Origin of the sequence: Acidovorax sp., from assembly GCF_021287135.1 — a bacterium.
Classification (GTDB): Bacteria; Pseudomonadota; Gammaproteobacteria; order Burkholderiales; family Burkholderiaceae_C; genus Acidovorax.
Genome location: NZ_JAJTBB010000048.1, coordinates 57,386 through 81,308 on the forward strand (window position 1 = coordinate 57,386; position 23,923 = coordinate 81,308).

The 23,923-nt window shown below is 67.6% G+C and carries 21 protein-coding genes, 1 tRNA gene, 1 pseudogene and 1 riboswitch; of the genes and pseudogenes, 11 read left to right on the forward strand and 12 right to left on the reverse strand.

The genetic code is table 11. The annotated features are described in order from the left end of the window. Positions 1 to 108: 108 nt before the first annotated feature. Positions 109 to 1,011, reverse strand: a complete 903-nt coding sequence (locus tag LWW96_RS12220) for a LysR family transcriptional regulator (protein ID WP_291487349.1) — start codon at positions 1,009 to 1,011, stop codon at positions 109 to 111. Positions 1,012 to 1,124: 113 nt separating this feature from the next. On the opposite strand from LWW96_RS12220, the gene LWW96_RS12225 reads away from it, so the two are divergent. After that, positions 1,125 to 1,766 carry an NAD(P)-dependent oxidoreductase gene (locus LWW96_RS12225; protein WP_291487351.1) on the forward strand — a complete coding sequence of 214 codons (642 nt, stop codon included), beginning with the start codon at positions 1,125 to 1,127 and terminating at the stop codon, positions 1,764 to 1,766. Between the two features lie 12 nt (positions 1,767 to 1,778). Here LWW96_RS12225 and LWW96_RS22215 read toward each other — a convergent pair. The 6 genes and pseudogenes from LWW96_RS22215 to LWW96_RS12250 form a co-directional block, all read right to left on the reverse strand. Further along, positions 1,779 to 1,862: pseudogene (locus LWW96_RS22215) on the reverse strand (hypothetical protein); the annotation flags it as partial. 15 nt (positions 1,863 to 1,877) lie between these two features. Then, positions 1,878 to 3,158, reverse strand: a complete 1,281-nt coding sequence (locus LWW96_RS12230; RefSeq protein WP_291487353.1) for a TRAP transporter large permease subunit — start codon at positions 3,156 to 3,158, stop codon at positions 1,878 to 1,880. A 34-nt stretch (positions 3,159 to 3,192) separates the two neighbouring features. Then, positions 3,193 to 3,762, reverse strand: coding sequence for a TRAP transporter small permease (locus LWW96_RS12235; protein ID WP_291487355.1), 570 nt, complete (start codon positions 3,760 to 3,762; stop codon positions 3,193 to 3,195). Positions 3,763 to 3,788: 26 nt separating this feature from the next. Then, positions 3,789 to 5,018, reverse strand: a complete 1,230-nt coding sequence (locus tag LWW96_RS12240; protein WP_291487357.1) for a fumarylacetoacetate hydrolase family protein — start codon at positions 5,016 to 5,018, stop codon at positions 3,789 to 3,791. Between the two features lie 52 nt (positions 5,019 to 5,070). Continuing rightward, a complete protein-coding gene (locus tag LWW96_RS12245) occupies positions 5,071 to 6,852 on the reverse strand; it encodes an IlvD/Edd family dehydratase (protein ID WP_291487359.1) in 1,782 nt (593 codons plus the stop codon). Between the two features lie 70 nt (positions 6,853 to 6,922). Beyond that, a complete protein-coding gene (locus LWW96_RS12250) occupies positions 6,923 to 7,939 on the reverse strand; it encodes a TRAP transporter substrate-binding protein (RefSeq protein WP_291487360.1) in 1,017 nt (338 codons plus the stop codon). A 154-nt stretch (positions 7,940 to 8,093) separates the two neighbouring features. Here LWW96_RS12250 and LWW96_RS12255 point away from each other — a divergent pair, with 154 nt between their 5' ends. The 4 genes from LWW96_RS12255 to LWW96_RS12270 all read left to right on the forward strand — a co-directional run bounded on the left by LWW96_RS12255 (position 8,094) and on the right by LWW96_RS12270 (position 11,440). Next, positions 8,094 to 9,053, forward strand: coding sequence for a LysR family transcriptional regulator (locus LWW96_RS12255; RefSeq protein ID WP_291487362.1), 960 nt, complete (start codon positions 8,094 to 8,096; stop codon positions 9,051 to 9,053). A gap of 97 nt (positions 9,054 to 9,150) precedes the next feature. Next, positions 9,151 to 9,636 carry a hypothetical protein gene (locus LWW96_RS12260; RefSeq protein WP_291487365.1) on the forward strand — a complete coding sequence of 162 codons (486 nt, stop codon included), beginning with the start codon at positions 9,151 to 9,153 and terminating at the stop codon, positions 9,634 to 9,636. A 226-nt stretch (positions 9,637 to 9,862) separates the two neighbouring features. Next, positions 9,863 to 10,035, forward strand: a riboswitch (FMN riboswitch). 127 nt (positions 10,036 to 10,162) lie between these two features. Then, positions 10,163 to 10,711: a 6,7-dimethyl-8-ribityllumazine synthase gene (locus tag LWW96_RS12265; RefSeq protein ID WP_291487367.1), complete on the forward strand. Its 549-nt coding sequence runs from the start codon at positions 10,163 to 10,165 to the stop codon at positions 10,709 to 10,711. A 276-nt stretch (positions 10,712 to 10,987) separates the two neighbouring features. After that, positions 10,988 to 11,440: a DUF305 domain-containing protein gene (locus LWW96_RS12270; RefSeq protein WP_291487369.1), complete on the forward strand. Its 453-nt coding sequence runs from the start codon at positions 10,988 to 10,990 to the stop codon at positions 11,438 to 11,440. A gap of 85 nt (positions 11,441 to 11,525) precedes the next feature. Here the strand turns inward: LWW96_RS12270 and LWW96_RS12275 are convergent, their stop codons facing one another. Both LWW96_RS12275 and LWW96_RS12280 read right to left on the reverse strand, forming a co-directional pair. Then, positions 11,526 to 12,797 (reverse strand): CaiB/BaiF CoA-transferase family protein, encoded by a 1,272-nt coding sequence (locus LWW96_RS12275; protein ID WP_291487371.1) that lies wholly within the window; start codon positions 12,795 to 12,797, stop codon positions 11,526 to 11,528. Positions 12,798 to 13,016: 219 nt separating this feature from the next. Next, the gene (locus LWW96_RS12280) at positions 13,017 to 14,225 is read right to left on the reverse strand and encodes an acyl-CoA dehydrogenase (RefSeq protein WP_291487373.1); all 1,209 of its coding nucleotides are present in this window, start codon (positions 14,223 to 14,225) and stop codon (positions 13,017 to 13,019) included. A gap of 199 nt (positions 14,226 to 14,424) precedes the next feature. Between LWW96_RS12280 and LWW96_RS12285 the strand changes: the two genes are divergently transcribed. Next, positions 14,425 to 15,363 (forward strand): LysR family transcriptional regulator, encoded by a 939-nt coding sequence (locus tag LWW96_RS12285; RefSeq protein WP_291487375.1) that lies wholly within the window; start codon positions 14,425 to 14,427, stop codon positions 15,361 to 15,363. Between the two features lie 97 nt (positions 15,364 to 15,460). Next, positions 15,461 to 15,676, forward strand: coding sequence for a hypothetical protein (locus tag LWW96_RS12290; protein WP_291487377.1), 216 nt, complete (start codon positions 15,461 to 15,463; stop codon positions 15,674 to 15,676). Positions 15,677 to 15,899: 223 nt separating this feature from the next. Here the strand turns inward: LWW96_RS12290 and LWW96_RS12295 are convergent. Further along, a tRNA-Leu gene (locus LWW96_RS12295) sits at positions 15,900 to 15,984 on the reverse strand. Between the two features lie 40 nt (positions 15,985 to 16,024). Between LWW96_RS12295 and cysM the strand changes: the two genes are divergently transcribed. From cysM to LWW96_RS12310, 3 genes are all read left to right on the forward strand, one after another. Continuing rightward, positions 16,025 to 16,927, forward strand: a complete 903-nt coding sequence (gene cysM, locus LWW96_RS12300; RefSeq protein WP_291487379.1) for a cysteine synthase CysM — start codon at positions 16,025 to 16,027, stop codon at positions 16,925 to 16,927. Positions 16,928 to 17,008: 81 nt separating this feature from the next. Then, positions 17,009 to 17,581 (forward strand): NUDIX domain-containing protein, encoded by a 573-nt coding sequence (locus tag LWW96_RS12305; protein ID WP_291487381.1) that lies wholly within the window; start codon positions 17,009 to 17,011, stop codon positions 17,579 to 17,581. A gap of 20 nt (positions 17,582 to 17,601) precedes the next feature. Then, positions 17,602 to 17,829 carry a sulfurtransferase TusA family protein gene (locus LWW96_RS12310; RefSeq protein ID WP_291487383.1) on the forward strand — a complete coding sequence of 76 codons (228 nt, stop codon included), beginning with the start codon at positions 17,602 to 17,604 and terminating at the stop codon, positions 17,827 to 17,829. Between the two features lie 144 nt (positions 17,830 to 17,973). Here the strand turns inward: LWW96_RS12310 and galU are convergent, their stop codons facing one another. Beyond that, positions 17,974 to 18,861 (reverse strand): UTP--glucose-1-phosphate uridylyltransferase GalU, encoded by an 888-nt coding sequence (gene galU, locus LWW96_RS12315; RefSeq protein WP_291487385.1) that lies wholly within the window; start codon positions 18,859 to 18,861, stop codon positions 17,974 to 17,976. Between the two features lie 89 nt (positions 18,862 to 18,950). Then, the gene (locus LWW96_RS12320; protein WP_291487387.1) at positions 18,951 to 21,857 is read right to left on the reverse strand and encodes a valine--tRNA ligase; all 2,907 of its coding nucleotides are present in this window, start codon (positions 21,855 to 21,857) and stop codon (positions 18,951 to 18,953) included. Between the two features lie 315 nt (positions 21,858 to 22,172). Between LWW96_RS12320 and LWW96_RS12325 the strand changes: the two genes are divergently transcribed. Continuing rightward, positions 22,173 to 23,903, forward strand: a complete 1,731-nt coding sequence (locus tag LWW96_RS12325) for an ATP-binding cassette domain-containing protein (protein WP_291487389.1) — start codon at positions 22,173 to 22,175, stop codon at positions 23,901 to 23,903. The last annotated feature ends 20 nt before the right edge of the window (positions 23,904 to 23,923 follow it).

The following is a 23,923-nucleotide window of genomic DNA, read 5'->3' on the forward strand; positions in this document are numbered from 1 at the left end:
CCGCGGACAGGGGTCTAAATTTTCAGGCAATACCCGAATCCCGCACTGCAACATGCCCGGCGTGGCGAAGTCGTCACAGCCCGGCTGGGCCGGTTTTGCGGGGTTTCATCAGTCCGTCACGCCCGGCAGCGCGCGCAAATAGCCCTGCAGGGCTGCGATGGCCTGCCGCACCTTGGCGGGCTGTGCATCCCGCTGCGGCGTCACGGCCCAGATGTCCAGCGTGCCGAAAGACCACTCAGGCAGCAGGCGTACCAGCCGCCCGGCCCGCAGCGCGTCGTGCGAATCCATGCTGCCCACCAGCGCCAGCCCCAGGCCGGCCTCGCACATCTGCTGGATGGACAGCTGGTTGTTGCTGGCAATGCGCGGCTCCACCCGCAGCGCGCGCGGCTCGCCAGCGGGGCTGCGCAGGTCGACCAGCAGGCCGCCGCTCTCGCGCGCAAAGCCCAGCCAGCTGTGGGCCAGCAGCGCATCGGGGTCGCGGGGCAGGCCGTGCGCATCCACCCAGCCCGGCGATGCGCACAGGTACCACTGCATGCCGCCCAGCCGCCGCGCGGCCCAGGTGGAATCCGGGAGCCGCCCGTAGCGCACGGCCAGGTCGATGCGGGCGTTGATGAGGTCGATGGGCGCATCGTCCACCAGCAGCCGCAGGCGCAGCGCCGGGTGCGCCGCCAGCAGTTCCCCCAGCGCGGGTGCAATGTGGCGCGCAAAGCCCACGGTGGCGGACAGGCGCAGCTCGCCGCTGGGCGCATCGCGCGAGGCCGCCAGCTCCGCCCGCGCCTGCTCGGCCGCCGCCCACATCGCGGCGCAGCGCGCGTGGTAGCGCTGGCCCGCCTCGGTGAGCGCCAGCTTGCGGGTGGAGCGGTGCAGCAGCGTCACGCCGCCGTCGCGCTCCAGCTGGCGCACGTGCTGGCTCACCGCCGAAGTGCTCATGCCCAGGGCGCGCGCGGCGCCGCTCATCGATCCGTGCTGTACCACGGCGGCCAGCACGGCCATGCGTTTGAGGTCATCCATGGGGTCGATTGTGAAGCACCACTTCAAAGAAAAGGTGTTTTCAGGCCTCTACCGGGCGGTTTGACAAGCTCCTATTCTCACTGCATCGCAACTTCAACCCCAAGGACCTCGGTATGAACATCGCCCTGATTGGCGCCACCGGCTTCGTCGGCTCCGCCGTGCTCAACGAACTGCTGCAACGCGGCCACCGCGTCACGGTGCTGGCCCGCAACCCGGCCAAGCTGGCGCCCCGCGAGGGCCTGACGGTGGTGGCCGCCGACGCACAGGACGCCGCCCAGGTGGCCCGGGCCGCCGCGGGCCACGACGCGGTGGTCAGCGCTTACAACCCTGGCTGGACGGTGCCGGACATCCACGACCAGTTTCTGAAAGGCACGCGCGCCATCATCGACGGCAGCAAGGCCGCCGGAGTGCGCCGCTTCCTGATGGTGGGCGGCGCGGGCAGCCTGTTCGTGGCGCCCGGCGTGCAGCTGGTGGACACGCCCCAGTTCCCGGCCGAATGGAAGCAAGGGGCGCTCGCCGCCCGCGAGGCGCTGAACTGGATCCGCACCGAGAACGCGCTGGACTGGACCTTCCTCTCGCCCCCTATCCTGCTGCAGCCTGGCGAGCGCACGGGCCAGTACCGCCTGGGCGACGAAGCACCGCTGATGAACGGCGAACAGCCCGGCAGCATCAGCGTGGCCGACCTGGCCGTGGCCATCGTGGACGAGCTGGAAACGCCGCGCCACGTGCAAAAGCGCTTCACGGTGGCGAACTGAGGCATTGCTGCTTCACCGGAGTCCCCTGCCGCGCGGCGGAGGACTCCTGTTTTGATAGCTGCTTGCGCTTGCTGCGCAAGCGCTACAGGCCAAAAAGACCTGAAATGCGGGTCAGCCGGTGAACCACCGCATCGGCACCAGCACGATGGACGGGAACAGCACCATCAGGAACATCACCGCAAACTGCGCCACCATGAACGGGATGACGCCCCGCGTCACGTCGTCCATGCGCATCTTGCCCACGCCCGCCACCACGTTCAGAACGGTGCCCACGGGCGGGGTGATGAGCCCGATGGCGTTGTTGATGATGAACAGCACGCCGAAGTAGACCGGGTCGATGCCCGCGGCCTTGACCACCGGCATCAGCACGGGCGTGAGGATGAGGATGGTGGGCGTCATGTCCATGGCCGTGCCCACGGCCATCACCAGCACCATGATGGCGACGAGCAGCAGCGTGGGGTGTTCCATCAGCGGCTTGAGCAGGGCCACCAGTTGGCGCGGAATGTCCGCCACGGTGATGAGCCAGGCACTGACCATGGCGGCCGCCACCAGGAACATGATCACCGCCGTGGTTTTGGCGGCGCTGGTGAACACCTCGGCCAGTTGGCGCCAGTGCAGCTCGCGGTAAACCACCGTGGCAACGAACAGGGCATAGACGGCGGCCACGGCCGCTGCCTCGGTGGGCGTGAAGACGCCCATCTTCAGGCCCACGATCACGATGACCGGCAGGAACAGCGCCCAGGTCGATTCCTTGAGCGCTTGCAGCTTCTCGGCCGTGGAGGCCCTGGGCGGAGGCGTGACGTTTTCGCGCTGGGAGACCCAGTACCAGGTGACCGCGATGGACAGCCCCATCAGCAGCCCGGGCACGATGCCCGCCAAAAACAGCTTGCTGATCGACACGTTGGCCGCCACGCCAAACACCACGAAGCCGATGGAGGGCGGGATGACTGGCGCGATGATGCCGGCCGAAGCAATCAGCCCGCCGGCGCGCGCCTTGTCATGCCCGGCCTTCACCATCATGGGCAGCAGCAGGGCCGCCAATGCCGCGGTATCGGCGACGGCAGAGCCCGACAGTGCCGCCAGCATGCATGCGGCCAGGATGGCCACGAAGCCCAGCCCGCCGCGCCGGTGCCCCACCAGCGTGAGTGCGAGCCTGACGATGCGCTGCGACAGCCCGCCCACATTCATGATCTCGCCCGCCAGCATGAAGAAGGGCACGGCCAGCAGCGGAAAGCTGTCCGCGCCATTGATGACGTTCTGCGCCAGGATCTGGGCATCAAACAGGTCCAGGTGCCACATGAGGGCGACGCCGGACACCAGCAGCGCGTAGGCAATCGGCACGCCGATGGCCATGGCGGCGAGCAGGGAGCCGAGGAAGATGAAGACGGTCATGGGAGCGCGCTCCAGAGGATTGCGATGGGTTGCGTCATGGGCGGGAGGCCGGAGGTGCAGAGGCCGCGTGCGGCAGCTGGCTGCCCACCGCCGCCAGCTCTTCGGATTCGGAGATCTGCACCAGCGCGCTGTCCGGCATCTGCCCCGACACGATGCGCCACAGGTCCAGCGCCAGCAGCAGCCCGGCCGCCACCGCAAACACCACGCCGGACGCGTAGAAGAGGGCCATGGACGCGCCCGTCACCGGCGCATCCACGTCCCAGTTGATGCGCGTCTGCGCCAGCGCGCCGCTGAACAGCAGCCAGGTGCACCACAGCATCAGTAGGTAGCTCAGGGCCAGGCAGATGCGCTGGCCCAGCGGCGGCAGGCGCGCGAGCAAAAAGTCCGTGCCCAGGTGGCCCCGCTCGCGCACCGCCACGATGGCGCCCAGGAAGGTGATCCACACGAACAGCCAGCGCGAGACCTCCTCGCTAATGGCGATGCCCGAGTTGAAGGCATAGCGCAGCACCACATTGCCGAACACCATGGCCACCATCACGGCCAGCGCCAGGGCGATGAGCAGGTTGATCCAGCGGCAGCCGCGGTCGATGAGGGCATTGAGCATCGTTGTCTCCTGTTTTTCTTTTTCACTCAGAGTGCGGTGCCCTGCAGCAGCCCGCGCTGCGCCAGGTTGGCCATGAAGGCGCGCAGGCCAAAGCGCCAGGGTGCTGCCGCCTCGCTGTGCGCCACGCGGTTGTGCAGCCCGCCCAGCCAGGCGCTCTGGATGGATACCAGGTCGCCCACTTGGTGGGTGAAGCCGCCACCGGGCTGGTCGCGGTCTTCAATGGGGGCGAACAGTGTGCCCAGGAACAGCATGAACCCATCCGGGTACTGGTGCGCGGCCAGCGTCTGCGCCACCAGGTCGGTGGGGTCGCGGCTGATGCTGGCCATGGTGTTGATGCCGCGCAGCTCAAAGCCGTCGGCGCCCGCCACGCGCAGGTGCACCGTCTCATTGCGCACCTGCTCCAGCCCGAAGCTGCCGTCGAACAGGCGGATGAACGGGCCCAGGGCGCACGAGGCGTTGTTGTCCTTGGCCTTGCCCAGCAGCAGGGCGCTGCGGCCCTCGATGTCGCGCAGGTTCACGTCGTTGCCCAGCGTGGCGCCCACGATCTGGCCCCGGCTGTTCACGGCCAGCACCACCTCGGGCTCGGGGTTGTTCCAGGCCGAATCGGAGCGGATGCCGATGTCGTCGCCGCAGCCCACCGAGGCCAGCACCGGCGCCTTGGTGAACACCTCGGCGTCGGGGCCGATGCCCACCTCCAGGTATTGCGACCACAGGCCTTTGTCCTGCAGCAGCGCCTTCAGGCGCATGGCCTCGGGCGATCCGGGGCGGATGTCCGCCAGGTTCTCGCCGATGAGGCCGATGACCTGGCTGCGCAGGCCCTGCGCGCGGGTGGCATCGCCGCGCGCCTGTTCCTCGATCACGCGCTCGATCAGGCTGGCCGCAAAGGTCACGCCCGCGGCCTTGACCACCTGCAGGTCGCACGGGGCCAGCAGCCAGGGGCTCGCAGTGTCGCGCGCGCCGGGCTGGCTGTTGGCCAGCAGGTCTTCCACGCTGCACAGGTACTGGCCGGTGGCTGCACGCGCGGCCTCGGCGGGCGCCAGTGTGTCGAGCAAGGTGCTCATGGTGGGGTAATGCGCGCTCAGGTCGAACACACCTTCGGGCCGCAGTGCCACCACGGCGGGACCAGGGACCGCGCCCTGCGGCGCCCATGCGCGGCCCACCAGCGTGCCCTGCAGGCCGTCGTCGGGGAGTACTTGTAAGGCGGCCTGGGGCGCACGGGCCCTTTCGGCAACTGCCGCTGCCGTCATGTTGTTCATGGAGAGTCCTTCAGAAAGTCCGGGCAGGCGTCAGTCGCCCGCCCGTTTGTTGTCAGTGGTTGTGGCGCGGCGTCTTTTCGGAAATGCGCTGGAAGCCCAGCGCAAAGTCCAGCGTGGCGCCATCGGCCAGTTGCCCCGTTTTCTCGCGGTACAGGGCCTCCCACGGCGACTGGCTGGCGGGCACCGGCGGTGCGGGCAGGTCGCGCTTGCGGCGCGCGATTTCTTCGGGGGCGACCAGCGCATCGCAGCGCCCGGTGTTCAGGTCGATGCGGACGGTGTCGCCGCTTTGCAGCCAGGCGAGGCCGCCGCCCACCGCACTCTCGGGCGATGCGTTGAGGATGGACGGGCTGTCCGCCGTGCCCGACTGGCGCCCGTCGCCCAGCGTGGGCAAGGTGTTGATGCCGCGCCGGATCAGCGCGTCGGGCGGCTGCATGTTCACCACTTCGGCCGAGCCCGGCCAGCCGATGGGGCCCGCGCCGCGCATCACCAGGATGCAGCCTTCGTCGATGTTCAGAGCCGGATCGTTGATGCGCGCGTGGTAGTCGTCCGCACCCTCGAACACCACGGCACGGGATTCAAAGATGCCCTCCTGCCCCGGCCGGCTCAGGTAGCGCTGGCGGAAGGCCTCGGAGATGACCGAGGTCTTCATGATCCCGAAGTCGAACAGGTTGCCGCTGAGCACCATAAATCCCGCCTTGTGCATCAGCGGGTTGCTGAAGGGGCGGATCACCTCGCGGTCATGGGTCTCGCGGCCTTGCAGGTTCTCGCCCACCGTCTTGCCGGTCACGCTGGCGCAATCGGCGTGCAGCTTGCCTGCCTGCTGCAGCTCCCACATCAGCGCGGGCACGCCACCAGCGCGGAAGAAGCGCTCGCCCAGGAACTGGCCCGCAGGCTGCATGTTCAGCAGCAGGGGCAGGTCATAGGCGTGGTCGGTCCAGTCTTGTGCATCGAGCTGCACGCCCGCGTGCCGCGCCATGGCCATGATGTGTACCTGCGCGTTGCTGCTGCCGCCAGCCACGCTGACGACCGACAGCGCGTTCAGGAAACTCTCCCGCGTCAGGATGCGCGAGGGGCGCAAATCTTCGTACGCCATCTCCACAATGCGCCGCCCGGTTTCGTAGGCCATCTGGCCACGCTCGCGGTACGGTGCGGGGATGGCGGCGCAGCCCGGCAGCGACAGGCCCAGCGCTTCGGCCACGGCGTTCATGGTGGAGGCCGTGCCCATGGTGTTGCAGTGCCCGGCCGAGGGCGCGCTGTTGCAGGCGCGCTGCAGAAATTCTTCTTCGTCAATCTCGCCCGCCGCGAGCTGACGGCGGCTGCGCCAGATCACGGTGCCCGAGCCCACCAGCTGCCCCTCGTGCCAACCATCCAGCATCGGCCCACCCGAGAGCACGATGGCCGGGATGTCCACCGTGGACGCGGCCATGACGCCCGCGGGCGTGGTCTTGTCGCAGCCCGTGGTCAGCACCACCGCGTCGATGGGGTAGCCGTACAGGATCTCCACCAGGCCCAGGTAGGCGAGGTTGCGGTCCAGCGCGGCCGTGGGGCGGCGGCAGTTTTCAAAGATGGGGTGAACGGGGAACTCCATCGGGATGCCACCCGCATCGCGGATGCCGTCGCGCACGCGGCGCGCCAGGTCCAGGTGGATGCGGTTGCAGGGCGACAGGTCGCTACCCGTTTGCGCAATGCCGATGATGGGCCGGCCCGAGCGCAGTTCTTCGGGCGTGAGCCCGTAGTTCATGAACCGCTCCAGATACAGCGCGGTCATGTCCGAGCGTTCGGGCGCGGCAAACCATTCGCGGGAGCGGAAGGGGCGGCGGGGTGTTTTTGTCATGAGGTCGGGGCGTCGCAATAGAGAGGCCGGGCGCAGCCGGACGCTGCGCCCTGGGGAACGAACCAGTGGCTTACTTCCCCCGCGCCTTCGCCAGCTCGCCCATCAGCTCGCTGGTGGTCTCTTCACCAAACTCCTTGCCGTACTTGGCCAGCACGGGCTGCAGCTTGGTGCGCAGCTTGGCCTGCTCGGCGGCGGGCAGCTCGGTGATCTGCATGCCGGCCTTCTTCAGCTCGCCCAGGGCGGTTTCGCTGAAGGCGCGGATGGTCTTGCGCTCGAACACCGTGGCCTCGCGGGCGGCCTCCTGCACGATCTTCTTCTCGTCGGCCGAGAGGCCGTCCCAGGTCTTCTTGGAGATGAGCAGCACCCAGGCGCTGTACATGTGGCGCGACAGCACCAGGTGCTTTTGCACCTCATAGAACTTGCTGGCCAGGATGGTGGCGGGCGGGTTCTCCTGGCCGTCCACGGCCTTTTGTTCCATGGCGGTGTACAGCTCGGTGAACGGCATGGGCGTGGCGTTGGTGCCCAGCGCGTTGAAGGTGTCCAGGAACAAGGGGCTCTGGATCACGCGCAGCTTCAGGCCCGCCAGATCGTCGGCCGTGTTGATGGGTCGGCGCGAGTTGGTCACATGGCGGAAGCCGTTTTCCCAAAAGCCCAGGCCGATCAGGCCCTTGTCGGGCAGCATGGCCAGCAGCTTCTGGCCGAAGGGGCCATCGAGCACCGCGTCGGCTTCTGCCTCGTTGTTGAAGGTGAGCGGCAGGTTCAGCACGCCAAAGGGCTTGATCAGCGACATCAGCGTGGACGAATCGGGAATCGTCATCTCCAGCGTGCCGCCGCGCAGGGCCGAGGTCATGCTCACGTCGTTGCCCAACGCGCCGCTGGCAAACAGCTTGGCGTTCATCTTGCCGCCGCTCTTGGCCTGCAGGCGCTCGGCAAAGTGGCGCACGGCCTGGGCCTGCGGGTGGTCGTCGCTCAGGCCGATGCCGACCTTGAAGGTGTGTTCCTTAACTTGGGCCGCGACGGGCGCGGTGAGGGCGGCCAGCAGCGTGGCGCCGAGCGCCAAGGATTTGGCGAGGGTCTTGAATTGCATGGTGTCTTGTCTCCGTTGGAATGGCCAGGCCCCGGCTGGGGCTCGCAGGCGCATGCAGCTTTTGTGGCAAGCCGTCATGGACGCAGCGCGAAGGTTAGGTTTCGCGCCCTGCCGGGTCCACTGAATGTTTTGCGACAATCCATTCCAAACGCTTATGAGTCCAGACGAATTTCCGGGTAAACCCTTGTCTTTGGCGCAGGCCTGTGCGCGGCTGCGCTTTCGGCATTTGCAGTTTCTGGACATCCTGGGCCGCACGCGCAACCTGCGGCTCACGGCCGAGCAGATGCATGTCACGCAGCCTGCGGCCACCAAGATCCTGATGGACATCGAGGAGATCCTGGAGGCGCGTTTGTTCGACCGTCTTTCGCGCGGCATGCGGCCCAACGAGCTGGGGCTTTTCACGCTGCGCTACGCCAGTGCGGCGCTGGATGGGCAGCGCAAGTTTGTGGACGAGTTCAATGCCCTCAAGCAGGGCGGCCACGGCCATGTGACGGTGGGCGCCATCACCGGCTCGGCCGCGCATGTGCTGGTGGCCTCGGTGGTGGAGATCCAGCGCCTGCGGCCGCTCTTGGTGCTCAAGATCCTGGAGCAGAGCAGCGACCAGCTCATCGCCTGGCTGGCCGAGCGCAGGATCGACCTGATGATCGGCCGCTTTACCAGCGAGGACCAGCGCAGCCAGTTCCGCTACGAGCACCTGTCGGCCGAACCCATGTCGGTGGTGGCCGGGCCGCACCACCCGCTGCGCGGCGCGGCCGACCTGTCGCTGACCGAGCTGGCGCACTGGGCGTGGATTCTGTACCCGCCTTCCACGGCCGTGCGCAAGGTGTCGGACGACCTGTTTGGCGGCGCGGGCCTGTCGCTGACGGCGGGCGTGGTGGAGACGCCCTCGTTCCTGTTCGCGCTGGAGTTGATGAACACCACGCCCATGCTGTCGCTGCAGCCCTCGGCGCTGGTCGAAAAGTATGTGCGCCGCGGCCTGCTCGCCCGCATCCCCGTGGGCTGGCCCGACCGCATGCCGGGCTACGGCCTCATCACCCGCCTGGGCGAGCCGCCTACGCCGGCCGCGCAGGCCTTCATGGCGGTGCTGCGCGAGACGGCAGGCGTGGCGGGGTAATGCACTTCAATAACCAGCGGTTATTGAAGGACCGGCCGTGATACCCGTGCCGTTATGCTCTGCGCCCCTTTTTGCCCTGCCTTTCCCTGCCTTGCCCATGACCGATTCCCACGACACGCCCGACACCATTCAGGAACCCCGCCTTTGGAGCGACGGCCGCTGGACGGCGCGCGTCATCAAGAACGAGGAGGACGATGGCTGGGCCGTCTCGATGACCCTGCAGGGCGAGGCCGAGCCCGCGCTGGTGGGCCCCTGGACCATGGGGCGCGACAAGAAGAACCCCAAGCCGCTCGACGTGTCCGCCTTCCACACCCTGGTCAAGACGGCCAGCGAGGTGCTGCGCCGCCACGAGCAGCAGCTGCACGCGCAGCTGAACAAGAGCGTGCACATCACCTCGGCCGAGGGCCAGCGCCTGCGCGTGGCGCTGGCGATCGTGCCCGATGAAGAGGGCGCCACGGCCACGCTGAGCGCGCAGGACGAACTGGGCGAGCAGTTGGCCCGCGCATCCGCACCGCCCACCTTCAAGCTCACCCCCGCCAGTGCGGCGGCCTGGGCCGAGGGCGGGTTCCAGCGCGTGCGCTGAGCGGCCCGGCAGACCATCGAACACACCGTTCACGCTGAGCTTGTCGAAGCGCGGCCCAAGGCTTCGACAAACTGAGCCCGAACGGGTGGTTGGGGCGCTGCGGACAAAGGCGCGACGAGCACCCGAAGCAAAGCGCTCAGCCGCCCCCCAATCGCCTTGGTGACCCCGCTGACTTCGCGGCGCTCCTAAAATCCACCTGCCGGCCCTGGATGACCTCCAGGGCCGGCAGCGTTCTCAGGGCGGGGCGGAATTCCCCACCGGCGGTATTTGCGGGTTGTGAAAGACCCGCAAGAGCCCGCGAGCGCCTGGGGCGAGGTTCTTCGGAGCAGCGCCGCAGGGTCAGCAGATCTGGTGCGATGCCAGAGCCGACGGTCACAGTCCGGATGAAAGAGATCGCGAAACCCACGAGCCCCGGGCGGGTGCCGGCTGGTGGGCGCGCAGTTGCGCGCCCGCGGGCTGCGCCACCTGCCAGGGGCACGTGTTCGCGCGCGCCCTGATTCTGGTCTGACCTTTATGGAGGAACCCCATGAATCAGTTGTCTTCTGCTACTACTTCTTCTGTCTCTTCCCTGGCTCCCGTCGCCGCCCACCGCGGCGCCCGCGTGGCCATCATCAGCGCCAGCTGGCACCAGGACATCGTCTACCAGGCCCGCGACGCGGCCCTGGCCGAGTTCGACCGCCACGGCCTGCCGCCCGCGCAGGTGGCGCTGTTTGACGTGCCCGGCGCGTTCGAGATTCCACTGCTCGCGCGCAAGCTCGCGCGCAGCGGGCGCTATGACGCCATCGTGGCCTGCGCGCTGGTGGTCAACGGCGGCATCTACCGCCATGAGTTCGTCACCACCGCCGTCATCGACGGCCTGATGCGCGTGCAGCTCGACACCGAGGTGCCCGTGATGTCGGCCGTGCTCACGCCGCGCGACTTCCACGACCACGAGGACCATCTGCGCTTCTTCCGCGAGCACTTCGTGAAGAAGGGCGTCGAGGTGGCGCAGGCCTGCCTGCAGACCATGGCCTACCTGCGCAAGCTGGCCTCGCCCACGCTGGCCAAGGCTTCGGCCCAAGCCGAGCCGGCCTGACGGCGACTGCGAAGGTGCCCTGACTCCTGTCATTTTGCTATTAAAAGAGGAGCTGCTCGCAATGGCTGGTAAAGCGCTGTAGCGTATTTCAGCCGAGTTTTAAGCCCCGGCGACCTCCTGCGAGGGGGCATTCGCCCTTTCCTCGGCGCGGCTTCCTACACACACCTCGCTCCCGCCGGTGCAGCATCGTGTGCACGGCGGCCCGCCCGGCGCGCAGCTCACCCATGTGCGCCGCGCGGGGCGAGCCTGGCAGATCTGGAAAGGGGCAGCGCCACCATGCAGTCTTACGTTCGATTCGCGGCCATGATCGCCGTGTCTACCTTGGTGATGTTCGGCATGATGTACCTCAACACCTATGCGTGGGACCACCTCTACTTCAGTGAAACGCGTGCCTTCATGGCCCTGTACATGGGCGCAGGCATGGCCTTGGTGATGCTCGCCTTCATGCATGGCATGTACCCCAGCAGGCGGGCCAACATCGCCATCGTTGTGGTCAGCACAGGGGTGTTCTGTGGTGCGCTGTGGCTGCTACGCAGCCAGCAGACCGTGGACGAGGTCGCCTGGATGAAAGCCATGATCCCGCACCATTCCATCGCCATCCTGACCAGCGAGCGGGCTCATTTGTCGGACCCGCGTGTGCGTGCACTGGCGCAAAGCATCATCGACGCGCAACGGCGCGAGATCGGTGAGATGCAGTCCCTGGTCGAGGAGTTGGATGGCGCGAAATAAGGGCAGAGCCCGGTAGCGCCGGAGTGTGGGCGGACCTTCGGCATGGGCGGACCGGCATGGCCTGGCCGGGGATGTCCGTGGCTGACTACACCACCCCGCTCGCGCGCAACGCCGCAATGCGCGCCGCATCCAGCCCCATCTCTGCAAGCACTTCATCGGTGTGCTGGCCCAGGGCGGGTGGCGCGTTGCGCCGTACCGGCGGGGTGGCCGACAGCCGCAGCGGGCTGGCAACGCCGGTGATCTGCGCAACGCCGTCGCCGGCTTCGCCATCCTTCCAGCGCGGCAACGATACGGCCAGGCCGCGGGCCTGCACTTGCGCGTCGTCAAACGCCTGGGCGATGGTGTTGATGGGGCCGCAGGGCACGGCCTTGTCCTCCAGCAGCGCAATCCAGTCGGCGGTGGTGCGTGTGCGCGTCACCGCCTGCATGGCCGGGATCAGCTCGGCGCGGTGCTGCACGCGCAGGGTGTTGGTGGCAAAACGCGGGTCGTTGGCCCATTGTGGCTGGTGGGCCGCCGCGCAAAAGCGCTGGAACTGCCCGTCGTTGCCAATGGCCAGCAGCATGTTGCCGTCGGCCGTGGGGAAGTCCTGGTAGGGCGCCAGGCTGGGGTGGCTGTTGCCCATGCGGCCCGGGGCCTTGCCCGTGGCCAGGAAGCCGGCGGCCTGGTTGGCGAGCACGGCCATGCCCACGTCGAGCAGCGCCATGTCGATGTGCTGGCCCTGGCCGGTGCCGCTCACGGCGTTGTCGCGCACATGCAGCGCGGCCAGGATGGCGTTGCTGGCATACAGGCCGGTGAACAGGTCGATGACAGCCACGCCCACGCGCATGGGGCCGCCGCCGGGCTGGTGGTCGGCATGGCCGGTGATGCTCATCAGGCCCGTCATGGCCTGCACCATCAGGTCGTAGCCCGCGCGTTCGGCATACGGCCCGTCCTGCCCGAAGCCGGTGACGGAGCAGTAGATGAGGCGCGGGTTCAGCGCGCGCAGGCTTTCGTGGTCCAGGCCGTATTGCTTCAGGCCGCCGACCTTGAAGTTCTCCACCACGATGTCGGCCTGCTGCGCCATCTGCCGGATGAGTGCCTGGCCCTCGGGGGTGGCCATGTCGATGGTGACCGAGCGCTTGTTGCGGTTGCAGGCGGTGTAGTAGCTGGCCTGGTTCGTGTCGTTGCCCTCGGCGTCCTTCAGGAAGGGCGGGCCCCACTGGCGCGTGTCGTCGCCCACGCCGGGGCGCTCCACCTTGACCACGTCCGCACCCAGGTCGGCCAGGATTTGCGTGCACCAGGGGCCTGCGAGCACGCGGGAGAGGTCGAGCACCTTGATGCCCGCGAGGGCGCCTGGGTTGGGGGGGGAGGTGGTCATGGTGTTGATGAACTATGAATTTGATAGCTGCCAGCGCTTGTCCAATAAGCGCTGGCGGCCTAAAAAACTTGAAATGCGCGTGGAGGAGCCACTTGTCAACTCCCTCTCCCCTCGCGGGAGAGGGTTGGGGAGAGGGGGTGATGAGGCACACCGCATGCGCCGCTGCCCCCTCTCCCCCGGCCCCTCTCCCGCGAGGGGAGAGGGGAGTCGGGGCAGGGTTCAGTTGGCGAACGCGGCGATGCCCGTCTGCGCCCGGCCCAGGATCAGCGCGTGCACATCGTGCGTGCCTTCATACGTGTTCACCACTTCCAGGTTCACCAGGTGGCGGGCCACGCCGAACTCGTCGCTGATGCCGTTGCCGCCCATCATGTCGCGTGCCAAGCGGGCAATGTCCAGCGCCTTGCCGCAGCTGTTGCGCTTGATGATCGAGGTGCCTTCCACGCTGGCCGTGCCCGCGTCCTTCATGCGGCCAAACTGCAGGCAGGCCTGCAGGCCGATGGCGATCTCGGTCTGCATGTCGGCCAGCTTCTTCTGAATGAGCTGGTTGGCGGCCAGAGGGCGGCCAAACTGCTTGCGGTCCAGCGTGTACTGGCGGGCGGTGTGCCAGCAGAACTCGGCCGCGCCCAGCGCGCCCCAGGCGATGCCGTAGCGGGCGCTGTTCAGGCAGGTGAAGGGGCCTTTCAAGCCCTGCACTTCGGGGAAGGCGTTTTCTTCAGGCACGAACACGTCGTCCATCACGATCTCGCCGGTGATGGACGCGCGCAGGCCCACCTTGCCGTGGATGGCCGGGGCCGTCAGGCCCTTCCAGCCCTTTTCCAGCACGAAGCCGCGGATGGGGCCGACCACATCCTTGCCATCGCCGCCTTGGATGACTTCCTTGGCCCAGACCACGAACACGTCGGCCACGGGGCTGTTGGTGATCCACATCTTGCTGCCCTTGAGCTTGTAGCCGCCATCGACCTTGTAGGCGCGCGTGGCCATGCTGCCGGGGTCGGAGCCATGGTCGGGCTCGGTCAGGCCGAAGCAGCCGATCCACTCGCCCGTGGCCAGCTTGGGCAGGTATTTCTGCTTTTGCGCCTCGGTGCCGAATTCATGGATGGGCACCATCACCAACGAGCTTTGCACGCTGGCCATCGAGCGGTAGCCCGAATCCACGCGCTCCACCTCGCGGGCGATCAGGCCGTAGGCCACGTAGTTCAGGCCCGGGCCGCCGTACTGCTCGGGGATGGTGGGGCCCAGCAGGCCCAGTTCGCCCATCTCGCGGAAGATGGCCAGGTCGGTCTTTTCGTGGCGGAACATCTCCAGCACGCGCGGGGCCAGCTTGTCCTGGCAATAGGCGGCGGCGGCATCGCGCACGGCGCGCTCATCATCGCTCAGTTGCTGGTTCAGCAAAAAGGGGTCGTCCCATTGGAAGGCGGCGTGGGCCATGGCGGTATCTCCGAAAGAAAGGAAAGAAAGGAGGAACAGGCAATAAAAGAAGGAATTCGGGGCGCATCGTAGGCCGCTGCTGCAGGGGCGGCAAGCGACTTGTTCTCATCCAGAAATGCGTTTCTGGAATGTATGGAATACTGGTAATCCCAAAGACGGCGCCATAGGTCGCCGTTTTCAGATTCCTGATCAGCACAGCATGCGCCGCCACATCCCATCCACCCAGGCCCTGGCCTGTTTCGAGGTTGCCGCCCGGCACGAGAGCTACACCCGCGCCGCGCAGGAACTGTCGCTCACGCAAAGCGCCGTCTCGCGCCAGATCCAGGCGCTGGAGGAGTTTCTGGGCGTGCAGCTGTTTCGCCGCACCCGGCACGGCGTCGTGCTCACGCCCGCGGGCGCGCACTACGGCCGCCAGGTGGCCCGCTGGATGCAGGGGCTGGAGCGGGACACGCTGGACGTGATGGCCCACCAGGGCGAGGGCGGCACCCTGGCGCTGGCGGCGGTGCCGACGTTTGCCACGCGCTGGCTCATCCCGCGCCTTCCGCAGCTGGCCCGGCAGCACCCCGACATCGTGGTGCACATCGAGACGCAGACGCGCCCCTTCCTGTTTGCCGACACGGCCTTTGATGCCGCGCTGTACGCCGGCACGCCCGAGCAGGTCGCCAACTGGCCGGGCGTGCAGGCGCAGCTGCTCCTGCACGAAGAGGTGGTGCCCGTGTGCAGCCCGCGCCTGCTGGAGCAGGCCGCGCCCCGCGGCCGCGGCCGTGCGCACCAGCCGGTGGCGCCCGAGGCGCTGGCCGGACTGCCGCTGCTGCAGCAGAGCACGCGCCCCTACGGCTGGCGCCAGTGGTTCGACGCCATGGGGGTGGAAGCCCCCCGCGCGCTGGACGGGCCGCGCTATGAGCTGTTCTCCATGCTGTCCGTGGCTGCCACGCAGGGCATGGGCGTGGCGCTGATTCCGCCCATGCTCATCGAGGCGGAGCTGGCCAGCGGTGAACTGGTGGTGGCCTGTGCGCGGCCGCTGCGCGGCGAACGGGCGTACTACCTCATCAGCCCTGCGCAGGGCCAGCCGCCGGTGCTGGCCGCGTTCGCCAACTGGCTGCAGGCCGCCGCAGCCGAGTCGGCGCCTGCCGCGTGACCGGGGGGCTGCGCTTGCGCGAGGGTGGGGGCTGAACTATTCTGGGCCGGCCCGAGTCAGTCTGACACCATCCACCCTCCCTTCGAGAGAGCGCACCATGACGACTTACCACGCTCCGCATTTCGATCCCACGGTTGACGAGATCGAGACCCTCAAGCAACTGGAAATGGGCAAGGTCCTGACCGTGCCCCATGCCATCAAGGAACACGTTTCGGCCCGTTTGCTGGAGTGGGGCCACATCGCCAGGAGCCCCAGCGGCCAGCTCTCCATCACGCCCAGCGGGCGCCAGCTCATCCGGCGGCAAGACAACTGATCCCGCCGCGCCCCGGCCGCCTGTGCGGCGGCTCAGCAGAACACCATCGCCAGCAGCGCCGCGTCTTCGGCCAGATTCTCCAGCGCATACGCCGCGAGCCGGTAGGCCCACACCGTGGCGAGTGCGATCAGGTCTTGTGCGGTGGCGGTCATGGCGAAGGGGCGTGCCGGGCTGCAGGCGCCCACAAAAAAGGCCGGAAGCGGGAAGCTGCCAGCCTGATCTGTGGTGCCCGGGGCCGGAATCGAACCGGCACGCCTTGCGGCGGGGGATTTTGAGTCCCCTGCGTCTACCAATTTCACCACCCGGGCGGGAATTCGTGAAGCCGCGAATTATGGCACAGTAGGGCGCATGAACTATCCGACGATTGAAGACGCCGTGGGCCGCACCCCGCTGGTGGCGCTGCAGCGCATTGGCGCCCAGGACAACGCCGCGCGCGGCAATGTGGTGCTGGGCAAGCTGGAAGGCAACAACCCTGCAGGCTCGGTGAAAGACCGGCCTGCGCTGTCGATGATCCGCCGCGCCGAGGAGCGGGGCGACATCCGCCCTGGCGACACGCTGATTGAGGCCACGTCCGGCAACACCGGCATTGCGCTGGCCATGGCCGCTGCCATCAAGGGCTACCGCATGGTGCTGGTCATGCCCGAAGACCTCTCCATCGAGCGTGCGCAGACCATGAAGGCCTTTGGTGCCGAGCTGGTGCTGACGCCCAAGAGCGGCGGCATGGAACACGCCCGCGACCTGGCCGAGGCCATGCAAAAGCGCGGCGAAGGCAAGGTGCTGGACCAGTTCGCCAACCCCGACAACCCCCGCATCCACTACGAAACCACCGGCCCCGAACTCTGGGAGCAGACGGGCGGGCGCATCACCCACTTCGTGAGCGCCATGGGCACCACGGGCACCATCACGGGCGTTTCGCGCTTCCTGAAGGAAAAGAACCCGGCCATCCAGATCATTGGCGCGCAGCCCGAGGAAGGCTCGCGCATCCCGGGCATTCGCAAGTGGCCGCAGGAATACCTGCCCAAGATCTACGACGCCAGCACCGTGGACGAGCTGGTGTACGTGAGCCAGGACAATGCCGAAGACATGTGCCGCCGCCTGGCGCGCGAAGAAGGCATCTTTGCCGGCATTTCCGCCGCTGGCGCCTGCTGGGTGGCCCAGCAGATTGCCGCGCGCGAGAGCAACGCCACCATCGTCTTTGTGGTGTGCGACCGGGGCGACCGGTACCTGTCCACCGGCGTGTTCCCGGCCTGAGCGCGGGTTTTTTGCAAACAATAGGGCTCCGGCGCTGTATGGATAAGCGCTGGCAGCTATCAAAATAAGAGCGACAACAGCATGCACTACGAGACCCGCTTCTGCACGCACTGCGGCACGCCGCTGCAGTGGATCACCCAGGCCGAAGACGGGGGCGACAAGGCCCGGCTGCGCTGCCCGGCCTGCGGCTGGACGCACTGGAACAACCCCACGCCCGTGCTGGCGGCCATCGTGGAAGTGGACGGCAAGGTGCTGCTGGCGCGCAATGCGGCGTGGCCCGTGAAGATGTTTGCGCTGATCACCGGCTTCATGGAGGCCGGCGAGTCGCCGCAGGAAGGCATTGCCCGCGAGGTGAAGGAAGAAACCAACCTCGACGTGCAGTCCGCGACGCTGGTGGGCGCCTACGAGTTCCTGCGCATGAACCAGATCATCATTGCCTACCACGTGGTCGCCACGGGCGAGGTGCGCCTGTCGCCCGAGCTGGTGGACTACCGGATGTACGACCTGCACGAGCTCAAATGCTGGCCTGCTGGCACGGGCTACGCGCTGGCCGACTGGCTGCGCACCCGGGGGCACGAGCCGGTGTTCTTCACCGCCGAAGAAAACGAAGAGCGCCGCCGCGGCCTGAACCTGCCGCCCCAGGCAAAAGACTGAAACCGAAGACGACACCCACCATGGACATCCACAAAGAAATCGACACCCGGGGCCTGAACTGCCCTTTGCCCATCCTCAAGGCGAAAAAGGCGCTGTCCGACATGGACAGCGGCCAGCTGCTCAAGGTGGTGGCCACCGACAGTGGTTCGCTGCGCGACTTCCAGGCGTTTGCCAAGCAGACGGGCAACGAGCTGGTCGAGCAGCAGACCGTGGGGGATGAGTTCATCCACGTGCTGCGGCGACGCTAAGCCGCGTGGGTATCTCCGCCCGGAGCTCACGCAGCGCTGGCGACGGTCTGCGATAAAAAAAATCCTCCTCCGCGCGGGCGGAAGGAGGATTTCGCATTTTTGCAGGGCGGTGCGCATTGCACCCGCCCCAAGCTCTCCCGGAACTTACAGCGCCAGCCCCTTGAGGTATTCGCGGAAGTGCGCGCCCACCTGCGGGTGCTGCAGCGCCAGCTCCACCGTGGCTTCCAAGAAGCCTTCCTTGCTGCCGCAGTCGTAGCGCTTGCCCTCGTATTCAAACGCATACACGGTCTCGTGCTGCATCAGGCGCGCGATGGCGTCGGTGAGCTGGATCTCGCCGCCCACGCCACGGGGCTGGTTGCGGATCTCTTGGAAGATGCGGGGCGTGAGCACGTAGCGCCCGGCCACGCCCATGCGGGAGGGCGCTTTTTCGGGCGCCGGTTTTTCCACGATTTCGTCAATGCGGATCAGTCCGTCGCTGGCGCTTTCACCCTTCACGATGCCATAGCGGCGCGTGTGCTCCTGCGGCACTTCCTGCACCGCCAACAGCGAGCGGCCCTGTTTGGCGAAGGCGGCGGTCATCTGCGCCATCACGCCGGGGCCGCCCGTGTTGCCCACCATCAGGTCGTCGGCCAGCAGCACGGCAAAGGGCTCGTTGCCCACCAGCGGTTCGGCGCACAGCACGGCGTGGCCCAGGCCCAGGCTGCGGGGCTGGCGCACGAACAGGCAGTTCATGTCGTCGGGCGCCACATTGCGCACCAGCGCCAGCATTTCCTGCTTGCCGGCGTTTTCCAGCTCATTTTCCAGCTCGTAGGCGGTGTCGAAGTGGTCTTCAATGGCGCGCTTGCTGCGGCCGGTGACGAACACCATGTCGCGGATGCCGGCCTCGTAGGCTTCTTCCACGGCGTACTGGATGAGGGGCTTGTCCACCACGGGCAGCATTTCCTTGGGCGAAGCTTTGGTGGCGGGCAAGAAGCGGGTACCCAGGCCCGCAACGGGGAACACGGCTTTGCGGACGGCGGTGGCAACGGTCATGAGGATCTTTCTAGACGAACAAAACGGGCGGGGGCTCGGTCACCCAGGGACGAGGCGCACCGCATCTACCAGAAAGTATGGCGGCTGTTTCAGCCCAGTCGTGTCAGCTGATCGCGCAATCTGCCGAGGGTCGCGGTGAAGTCGGCCACCCGTTTCTTCTCCTGCTCCAGCACGGCGGCGGGGGCCTTGGCCACAAACGCTTCGTTGGAGAGCTTGCCGTTGGCCTTGGCGATTTCGCCTTCAATGCGGGCGATTTCCTTGGCCAGGCGGGCCTTTTCGGCCGCCACGTCGATCTCCATGAACAGGCACATGCGCGCTTCGCCCACCACGGCCACCGGCGCGGCCTGCGCCGCGGCGGCCCAGGCGGCCTCGTCGTCAAACACCTTGACTTCGCTCAGCTTGGCCAGGGCTTGCAGCACCGGCGCCACGCCCCGCATGAAGTCGGCATCGCCCACCACGTACAGGGGCAGGCGGGTGGAGGGAGACACGTTCATCTCGCCGCGCAGCGCACGGCAGGTGTCCACCAGGCCCTTCACGCGGCCCATGTAGGCGATCGCCGCCTCGTCGATCTTCTCGGGCTGTGCCTCGGGGTAGCGGGCGATGCTGACCGACGCCCCTTGGATGCCGGCCACGGGCGCCACTACTTGCCATAGGGCTTCGGTGATGAACGGAATGATGGGGTGCGCCAGGCGCAGGATGGCTTCGAGCGTGCGGATCAGCGTGCGGCGTGTGGCGCGCTGTTGTGCTTCCGTTCCGTTCTGGATCTGCACCTTCGCGATCTCCAGGTACCAGTCGCAGTACTCGTTCCAGACAAAGTCGTAGATCGTGTTGGCCACGTTGTCCAGGCGGTACTCTTCAAAGCCCTTGGCGACTTCGGCCTCGGTCTTTTGCAGCAGTGAGCTGATCCAGCGGTCGGCCTGACTGAATTGCATGTAGCCATGCATCGCGCCGCCGGGCTGGCACTCTTCCTTGGTGTGCTCCTTCAGGCCGCAGTCCTGGCCCTCGCAGTTCATCAGCACGAAGCGGCTGGCGTTCCAGAGCTTGTTGCAGAAGTTGCGGTAGCCCTCGCAGCGCTTGCTGTCAAAGTTGATGCTGCGGCCCAGCGATGCCAGCGCGGCAAACGTGAAGCGCAGCGCATCGGCGCCGTAGGCTGGAATGCCTTCGGGGAATTCCTTTTGCGTGTTCTTGCGCACAGTGGGCGCGGTCTCGGGCTTGCGCAGGCCGGTGGTGCGCTTGTCGAGCAGGGGCTCCAGCGCAATGCCGTCGATCAGGTCCACCGGGTCCAGCACGTTGCCTTCGGATTTGGACATCTTCTTGCCCTGCGCGTCGCGCACCAGGCCGTGGATGTACACATGCTTGAACGGCACGCGGCCCGTGAAGTGCGTGGTCATCATGATCATCCGGGCGACCCAGAAGAAGATGATGTCGTAGCCCGTCACCAGCACGGTGCTGGGCAGGTACAGGTTGAAGTCGTCGGTGGCGCTGTTGCCCTGGTGGGGCCAGCCCATGGTGCTGAAGGGCACGAGCGCGGACGAGTACCAGGTGTCGAGCACGTCCTCGTCACGGCGCAGCTTTTTGCCCGGTGCCTTGGCCTGCGCCTCGGCTTCCGTGCGGGCCACGATCACGTTGCCTTCTTCGTCGTACCACGCCGGGATCTGGTGGCCCCACCACAGCTGGCGGCTGATGCACCAGTCCTGGATGTTGTTCATCCACTGGTTGTAGGTGTTCACCCAGTTCTCGGGCACAAAGGTCACTTCGCCGCTGGCCACGGCATCAATGGCTTTTTGCGCAATGCTCTTGCCGGTGGGGTCGCCCGTACCTTCGCGAGCCACCTTGCTCATCGCCACGAACCACTGGTCGGTCAGCATGGGCTCGATCACCTGGCCGGTGCGGGTACAGATCGGCACCATGAGCTTGTGCTTCTTCACCTCGACCAGCGCGCCGAGGGCTTCCAGGTCGGCCACCACAGCCTTGCGGGCCACGAAGCGGTCCATGCCCTGGTACTTGGCGGGCGCGTTCTCGTTGATGGTGGCTTGCAGCGTCAGCACCACGATCATGGGCAGCTTGTGGCGCTGGCCCACGGCGTAGTCGTTCTGGTCGTGCGCGGGGGTGACCTTGACCACGCCCGTGCCGAATTCCTTGTCCACATACTCGTCGGCAATCACCGGGATCTGGCGGTCGCACAGCGGCAGGTCGACCATCTTGCCGATCAGGTGCGTGTAGCGTGCATCTTCGGGGTGCACCATCAGCGCCACGTCGCCCAGCATGGTTTCAGGCCGGGTGGTGGCCACCGTCAGGCTGCCCGATCCGTCGGCCAGCGGGTAGGCGATGTGCCACAGCGAGCCGTCTTTTTCTTCGCTCTCGACTTCCAGGTCGGACACAGCGGACTGCAGCTTCGGGTCCCAGTTCACCAGGCGCTTGCCGCGGTAGATCAGGCCTTGCTCGTACAGCTTCACGAAGGTGTCGGTCACCACGGCGCTGAGCTTGTCGTCCATGGTGAAGTATTCGCGGCTCCAGTCCACGCTGTCGCCCATGCGGCGCATCTGCGTGGTGATGGTGTTGCCGGACTTTTCCTTCCACTCCCACACCTTGCTCACGAAGTTCTTGCGCGCCTCGGGCGGGGTGGGGCCCATGTCGTAGCGGCTGATGCCTTGCTCCTGCAACTGGCGCTCCACCACGATCTGCGTGGCGATGCCCGCGTGGTCGGTGCCAGGCACCCACACCGTGTTGAAGCCGCGCATGCGGTGGTAGCGCGTGAGGCTGTCCATGATCGTCTGGTTGAACGCATGGCCCATGTGCAGCGTGCCCGTCACGTTGGGGGGCGGCAGCTGGATGGCGAAGGACGGCTCGCCCGCTTGCGGGGCGCCGGTGCCGCGGTGGCCCGCCTTGCCATACCCGCGCGCCTCCCATTCGGGGCCCCAGTGGGCTTCCAGCGCTGCAGGTTCAAAGGACTTGGACAGGCTTTCGAGGCCCGGTTGTGCAATGGTGTCGCTCATGGCGGAATGGCAAAGGAAAACGGCATCCCGAAGGATGCCGTCAGGTTGACTGGAGGCGGGATCGAAGGATTTTACCGGCCTGCTCTCCCTTGCTGCCAAAGCCCCGGCGCGAAGCTCCCTGGCGGCGCCGGGCGCAGCGCCGCCGCCCGGCCTGGCCGTGGCCCGCGGTTGTGCAGTAGACTGCGCCTCCATCGCTTTTTTCCGCTTCCCCTCGGAGGCTCGACTCCCATGCGCCTGTAAGCCCCTTTCAAGCCGTTCCTTCTGGAGCCCTTCACTGGCCCGGAGGTTTGTTGGTCTTGTCTGGAGTGCATTGGCATGGCGATTCCCCACCGGAGCGCGGCTGCCCAGGGCAGTGTTGGCGCGTCCTCCTTTTCCTCTTCTTTTTCTTCTTCGTTCTCTTCTGCCGGCCCTGCCGCAGGGGCTGCCCTCGTGAACTTTCACGGCGTTGGCTGGGGCCCCCTCGGGGCGGCACCGCTGTGGTCACAGCCGCTGGACGTGGCCATCGGGCCGGGCGTCACCGGCGTGGTCGGTGCCAATGGCAGCGGCAAGAGCGTTTTCCTCCAACTGGCGGCCGGCAGCCGCCAGCCTTCCTGCGGGGTGGTGCTGCGCCGTGGCGTGTGCCGTGGCGTTGGCCAGGAGCCCGGTGCGGGCGTCGGCGCCACGGTGGCCGACTTGGCGGGCCAGGGGCCGGCCTGGGGTGCGCTGGTGCGGTTGCAGGCCGGGCGCGGAGCTCCCGAGGACCTGCTGCTGGCGGAGGGCTGCTGGGACCTGCCGCAGCGCTGGGCGCAGGCGGCATCGGCCTGGGGGCTGGCAGGCCTGCCGCCGGAGCATCCAGCGGGGCAGCTGAGTGCGGGCGAACGCATGCGCGTGGCGCTGGCGGGGGCTTTTCTTTCCGGCGCGGACCTGCTGGTGCTGGACGAGCCGACCAACCACCTCGACCGCCCCGCGCGGCGTTGCCTGGCGCAGGCGCTGGCCGCGTGGAAGGGGGCCGCGCTGGTCGCCAGCCACGACCGGGAACTGCTGGCCGGCGTGGACAGCCTCGTGGAACTGTCGGCGGCGGGCGCGCAGCGCTACGGTGGCGGCTGGGCGTTGTACCAGCGCCAGCGCGCGGCGGAAGCGGCAGCCGCGCAGGCGGCGCTGGAGCATGCACGCACGGAGCGGGAGCGGGGCCTGCGCGCGTTGCAGCGCGAGCACGACGCCCAGTTGCGCCGCGCGGCACGCGGGCACGAAGCCGGGCGCACGGCCAACCAGGCGGCCTTGCTGCTGGACCGCAAAAAGAACAACGCAGAGGCCCACGCGGGCCGCGAGCGCGAGCGTCAGCAGCAGGAGCGCCAGCGGCTGGAGGACGCCGTGCGTGGCGCCGCATCACGCACGGCGCCGCCCCCAGAGGCCGCGCTGGTGCTGCCGCAAAGCCGGGTTGAGGCGGGCAAGCAGGTGCTCGCCTTCGAGCGGGTGCGCGCCCCCCGCGCCCCGTTGGAGCGGGCGCCGCTGGACGGCGTGTGGAGCGGGCCGGTGCGCGTGGCGGTGGTGGGGCCCAATGGTTGCGGCAAGAGCACCTTGCTGCGCCTGATCGCGACGCCCGAGACGGCCGCGGCGGGCAGGGTGCGGCGCAGCGTCCGGGCGGCCTGGCTGGACCCGCACGACCCTGCGCTGCTGCCCGCGCAGCTCAGTGTGGTGGAGCGGTTGCAGGCGCTGGGTTGCCGCTGGCCGGAGGCACGCTTGCGCACGCACCTGGCCCAGTTGGGTTTGGGAAGCGCCAGGGTGGGCCGCCCGGCGGGTGTGCTCAGCGGCGGCGAGCGCATGAAAGCGGCGCTGGCCTGCGCGCTGTGGGCTGGCGAGCCGGCGCAAATGCTGCTGCTGGACGAGCCCACCAACCACCTGGACGGGGACGCCACGCAGGCCTTGCAGGACGCGCTGGCGGCCTTTACCGGGGCGGTGATCGTGGTGTCCCACGATCTGGCCTTCCTGCGGGCCGTGCAGCCCACGGTGGTGTGGGCCTGGCGTCCCGCGGGCTGGGACCTGGACGCCTCGCTGGACGCGGCATGAGCGTGTGGCGCCTGGCGGCG

What these genes read in the sequence shown, in the direction of transcription:
- LWW96_RS12220 (WP_291487349.1), bottom strand. Translation starts at nt 1,011, where the DNA reads ATGGATGACCTCAAACGCATGGCCGTGCTGGCCGCCGTGGTACAGCAC.
- LWW96_RS12225 (WP_291487351.1), top strand. Translation starts at nt 1,125, where the DNA reads ATGAACATCGCCCTGATTGGCGCCACCGGCTTCGTCGGCTCCGCCGTG.
- LWW96_RS12230 (WP_291487353.1), bottom strand. Translation starts at nt 3,158, where the DNA reads ATGACCGTCTTCATCTTCCTCGGCTCCCTGCTCGCCGCCATGGCCATC.
- LWW96_RS12235 (WP_291487355.1), bottom strand. Translation starts at nt 3,762, where the DNA reads ATGCTCAATGCCCTCATCGACCGCGGCTGCCGCTGGATCAACCTGCTC.
- LWW96_RS12240 (WP_291487357.1), bottom strand. Translation starts at nt 5,018, where the DNA reads ATGAACAACATGACGGCAGCGGCAGTTGCCGAAAGGGCCCGTGCGCCC.
- LWW96_RS12245 (WP_291487359.1), bottom strand. Translation starts at nt 6,852, where the DNA reads ATGACAAAAACACCCCGCCGCCCCTTCCGCTCCCGCGAATGGTTTGCC.
- LWW96_RS12250 (WP_291487360.1), bottom strand. Translation starts at nt 7,939, where the DNA reads ATGCAATTCAAGACCCTCGCCAAATCCTTGGCGCTCGGCGCCACGCTG.
- LWW96_RS12255 (WP_291487362.1), top strand. Translation starts at nt 8,094, where the DNA reads ATGAGTCCAGACGAATTTCCGGGTAAACCCTTGTCTTTGGCGCAGGCC.
- LWW96_RS12260 (WP_291487365.1), top strand. Translation starts at nt 9,151, where the DNA reads ATGACCGATTCCCACGACACGCCCGACACCATTCAGGAACCCCGCCTT.
- LWW96_RS12265 (WP_291487367.1), top strand. Translation starts at nt 10,163, where the DNA reads ATGAATCAGTTGTCTTCTGCTACTACTTCTTCTGTCTCTTCCCTGGCT.
- LWW96_RS12270 (WP_291487369.1), top strand. Translation starts at nt 10,988, where the DNA reads ATGCAGTCTTACGTTCGATTCGCGGCCATGATCGCCGTGTCTACCTTG.
- LWW96_RS12275 (WP_291487371.1), bottom strand. Translation starts at nt 12,797, where the DNA reads ATGACCACCTCCCCCCCCAACCCAGGCGCCCTCGCGGGCATCAAGGTG.
- LWW96_RS12280 (WP_291487373.1), bottom strand. Translation starts at nt 14,225, where the DNA reads ATGGCCCACGCCGCCTTCCAATGGGACGACCCCTTTTTGCTGAACCAG.
- LWW96_RS12285 (WP_291487375.1), top strand. Translation starts at nt 14,425, where the DNA reads ATGCGCCGCCACATCCCATCCACCCAGGCCCTGGCCTGTTTCGAGGTT.
- LWW96_RS12290 (WP_291487377.1), top strand. Translation starts at nt 15,461, where the DNA reads ATGACGACTTACCACGCTCCGCATTTCGATCCCACGGTTGACGAGATC.
- cysM (WP_291487379.1), top strand. Translation starts at nt 16,025, where the DNA reads ATGAACTATCCGACGATTGAAGACGCCGTGGGCCGCACCCCGCTGGTG.
- LWW96_RS12305 (WP_291487381.1), top strand. Translation starts at nt 17,009, where the DNA reads ATGCACTACGAGACCCGCTTCTGCACGCACTGCGGCACGCCGCTGCAG.
- LWW96_RS12310 (WP_291487383.1), top strand. Translation starts at nt 17,602, where the DNA reads ATGGACATCCACAAAGAAATCGACACCCGGGGCCTGAACTGCCCTTTG.
- galU (WP_291487385.1), bottom strand. Translation starts at nt 18,861, where the DNA reads ATGACCGTTGCCACCGCCGTCCGCAAAGCCGTGTTCCCCGTTGCGGGC.
- LWW96_RS12320 (WP_291487387.1), bottom strand. Translation starts at nt 21,857, where the DNA reads ATGAGCGACACCATTGCACAACCGGGCCTCGAAAGCCTGTCCAAGTCC.
- LWW96_RS12325 (WP_291487389.1), top strand. Translation starts at nt 22,173, where the DNA reads ATGGCGATTCCCCACCGGAGCGCGGCTGCCCAGGGCAGTGTTGGCGCG.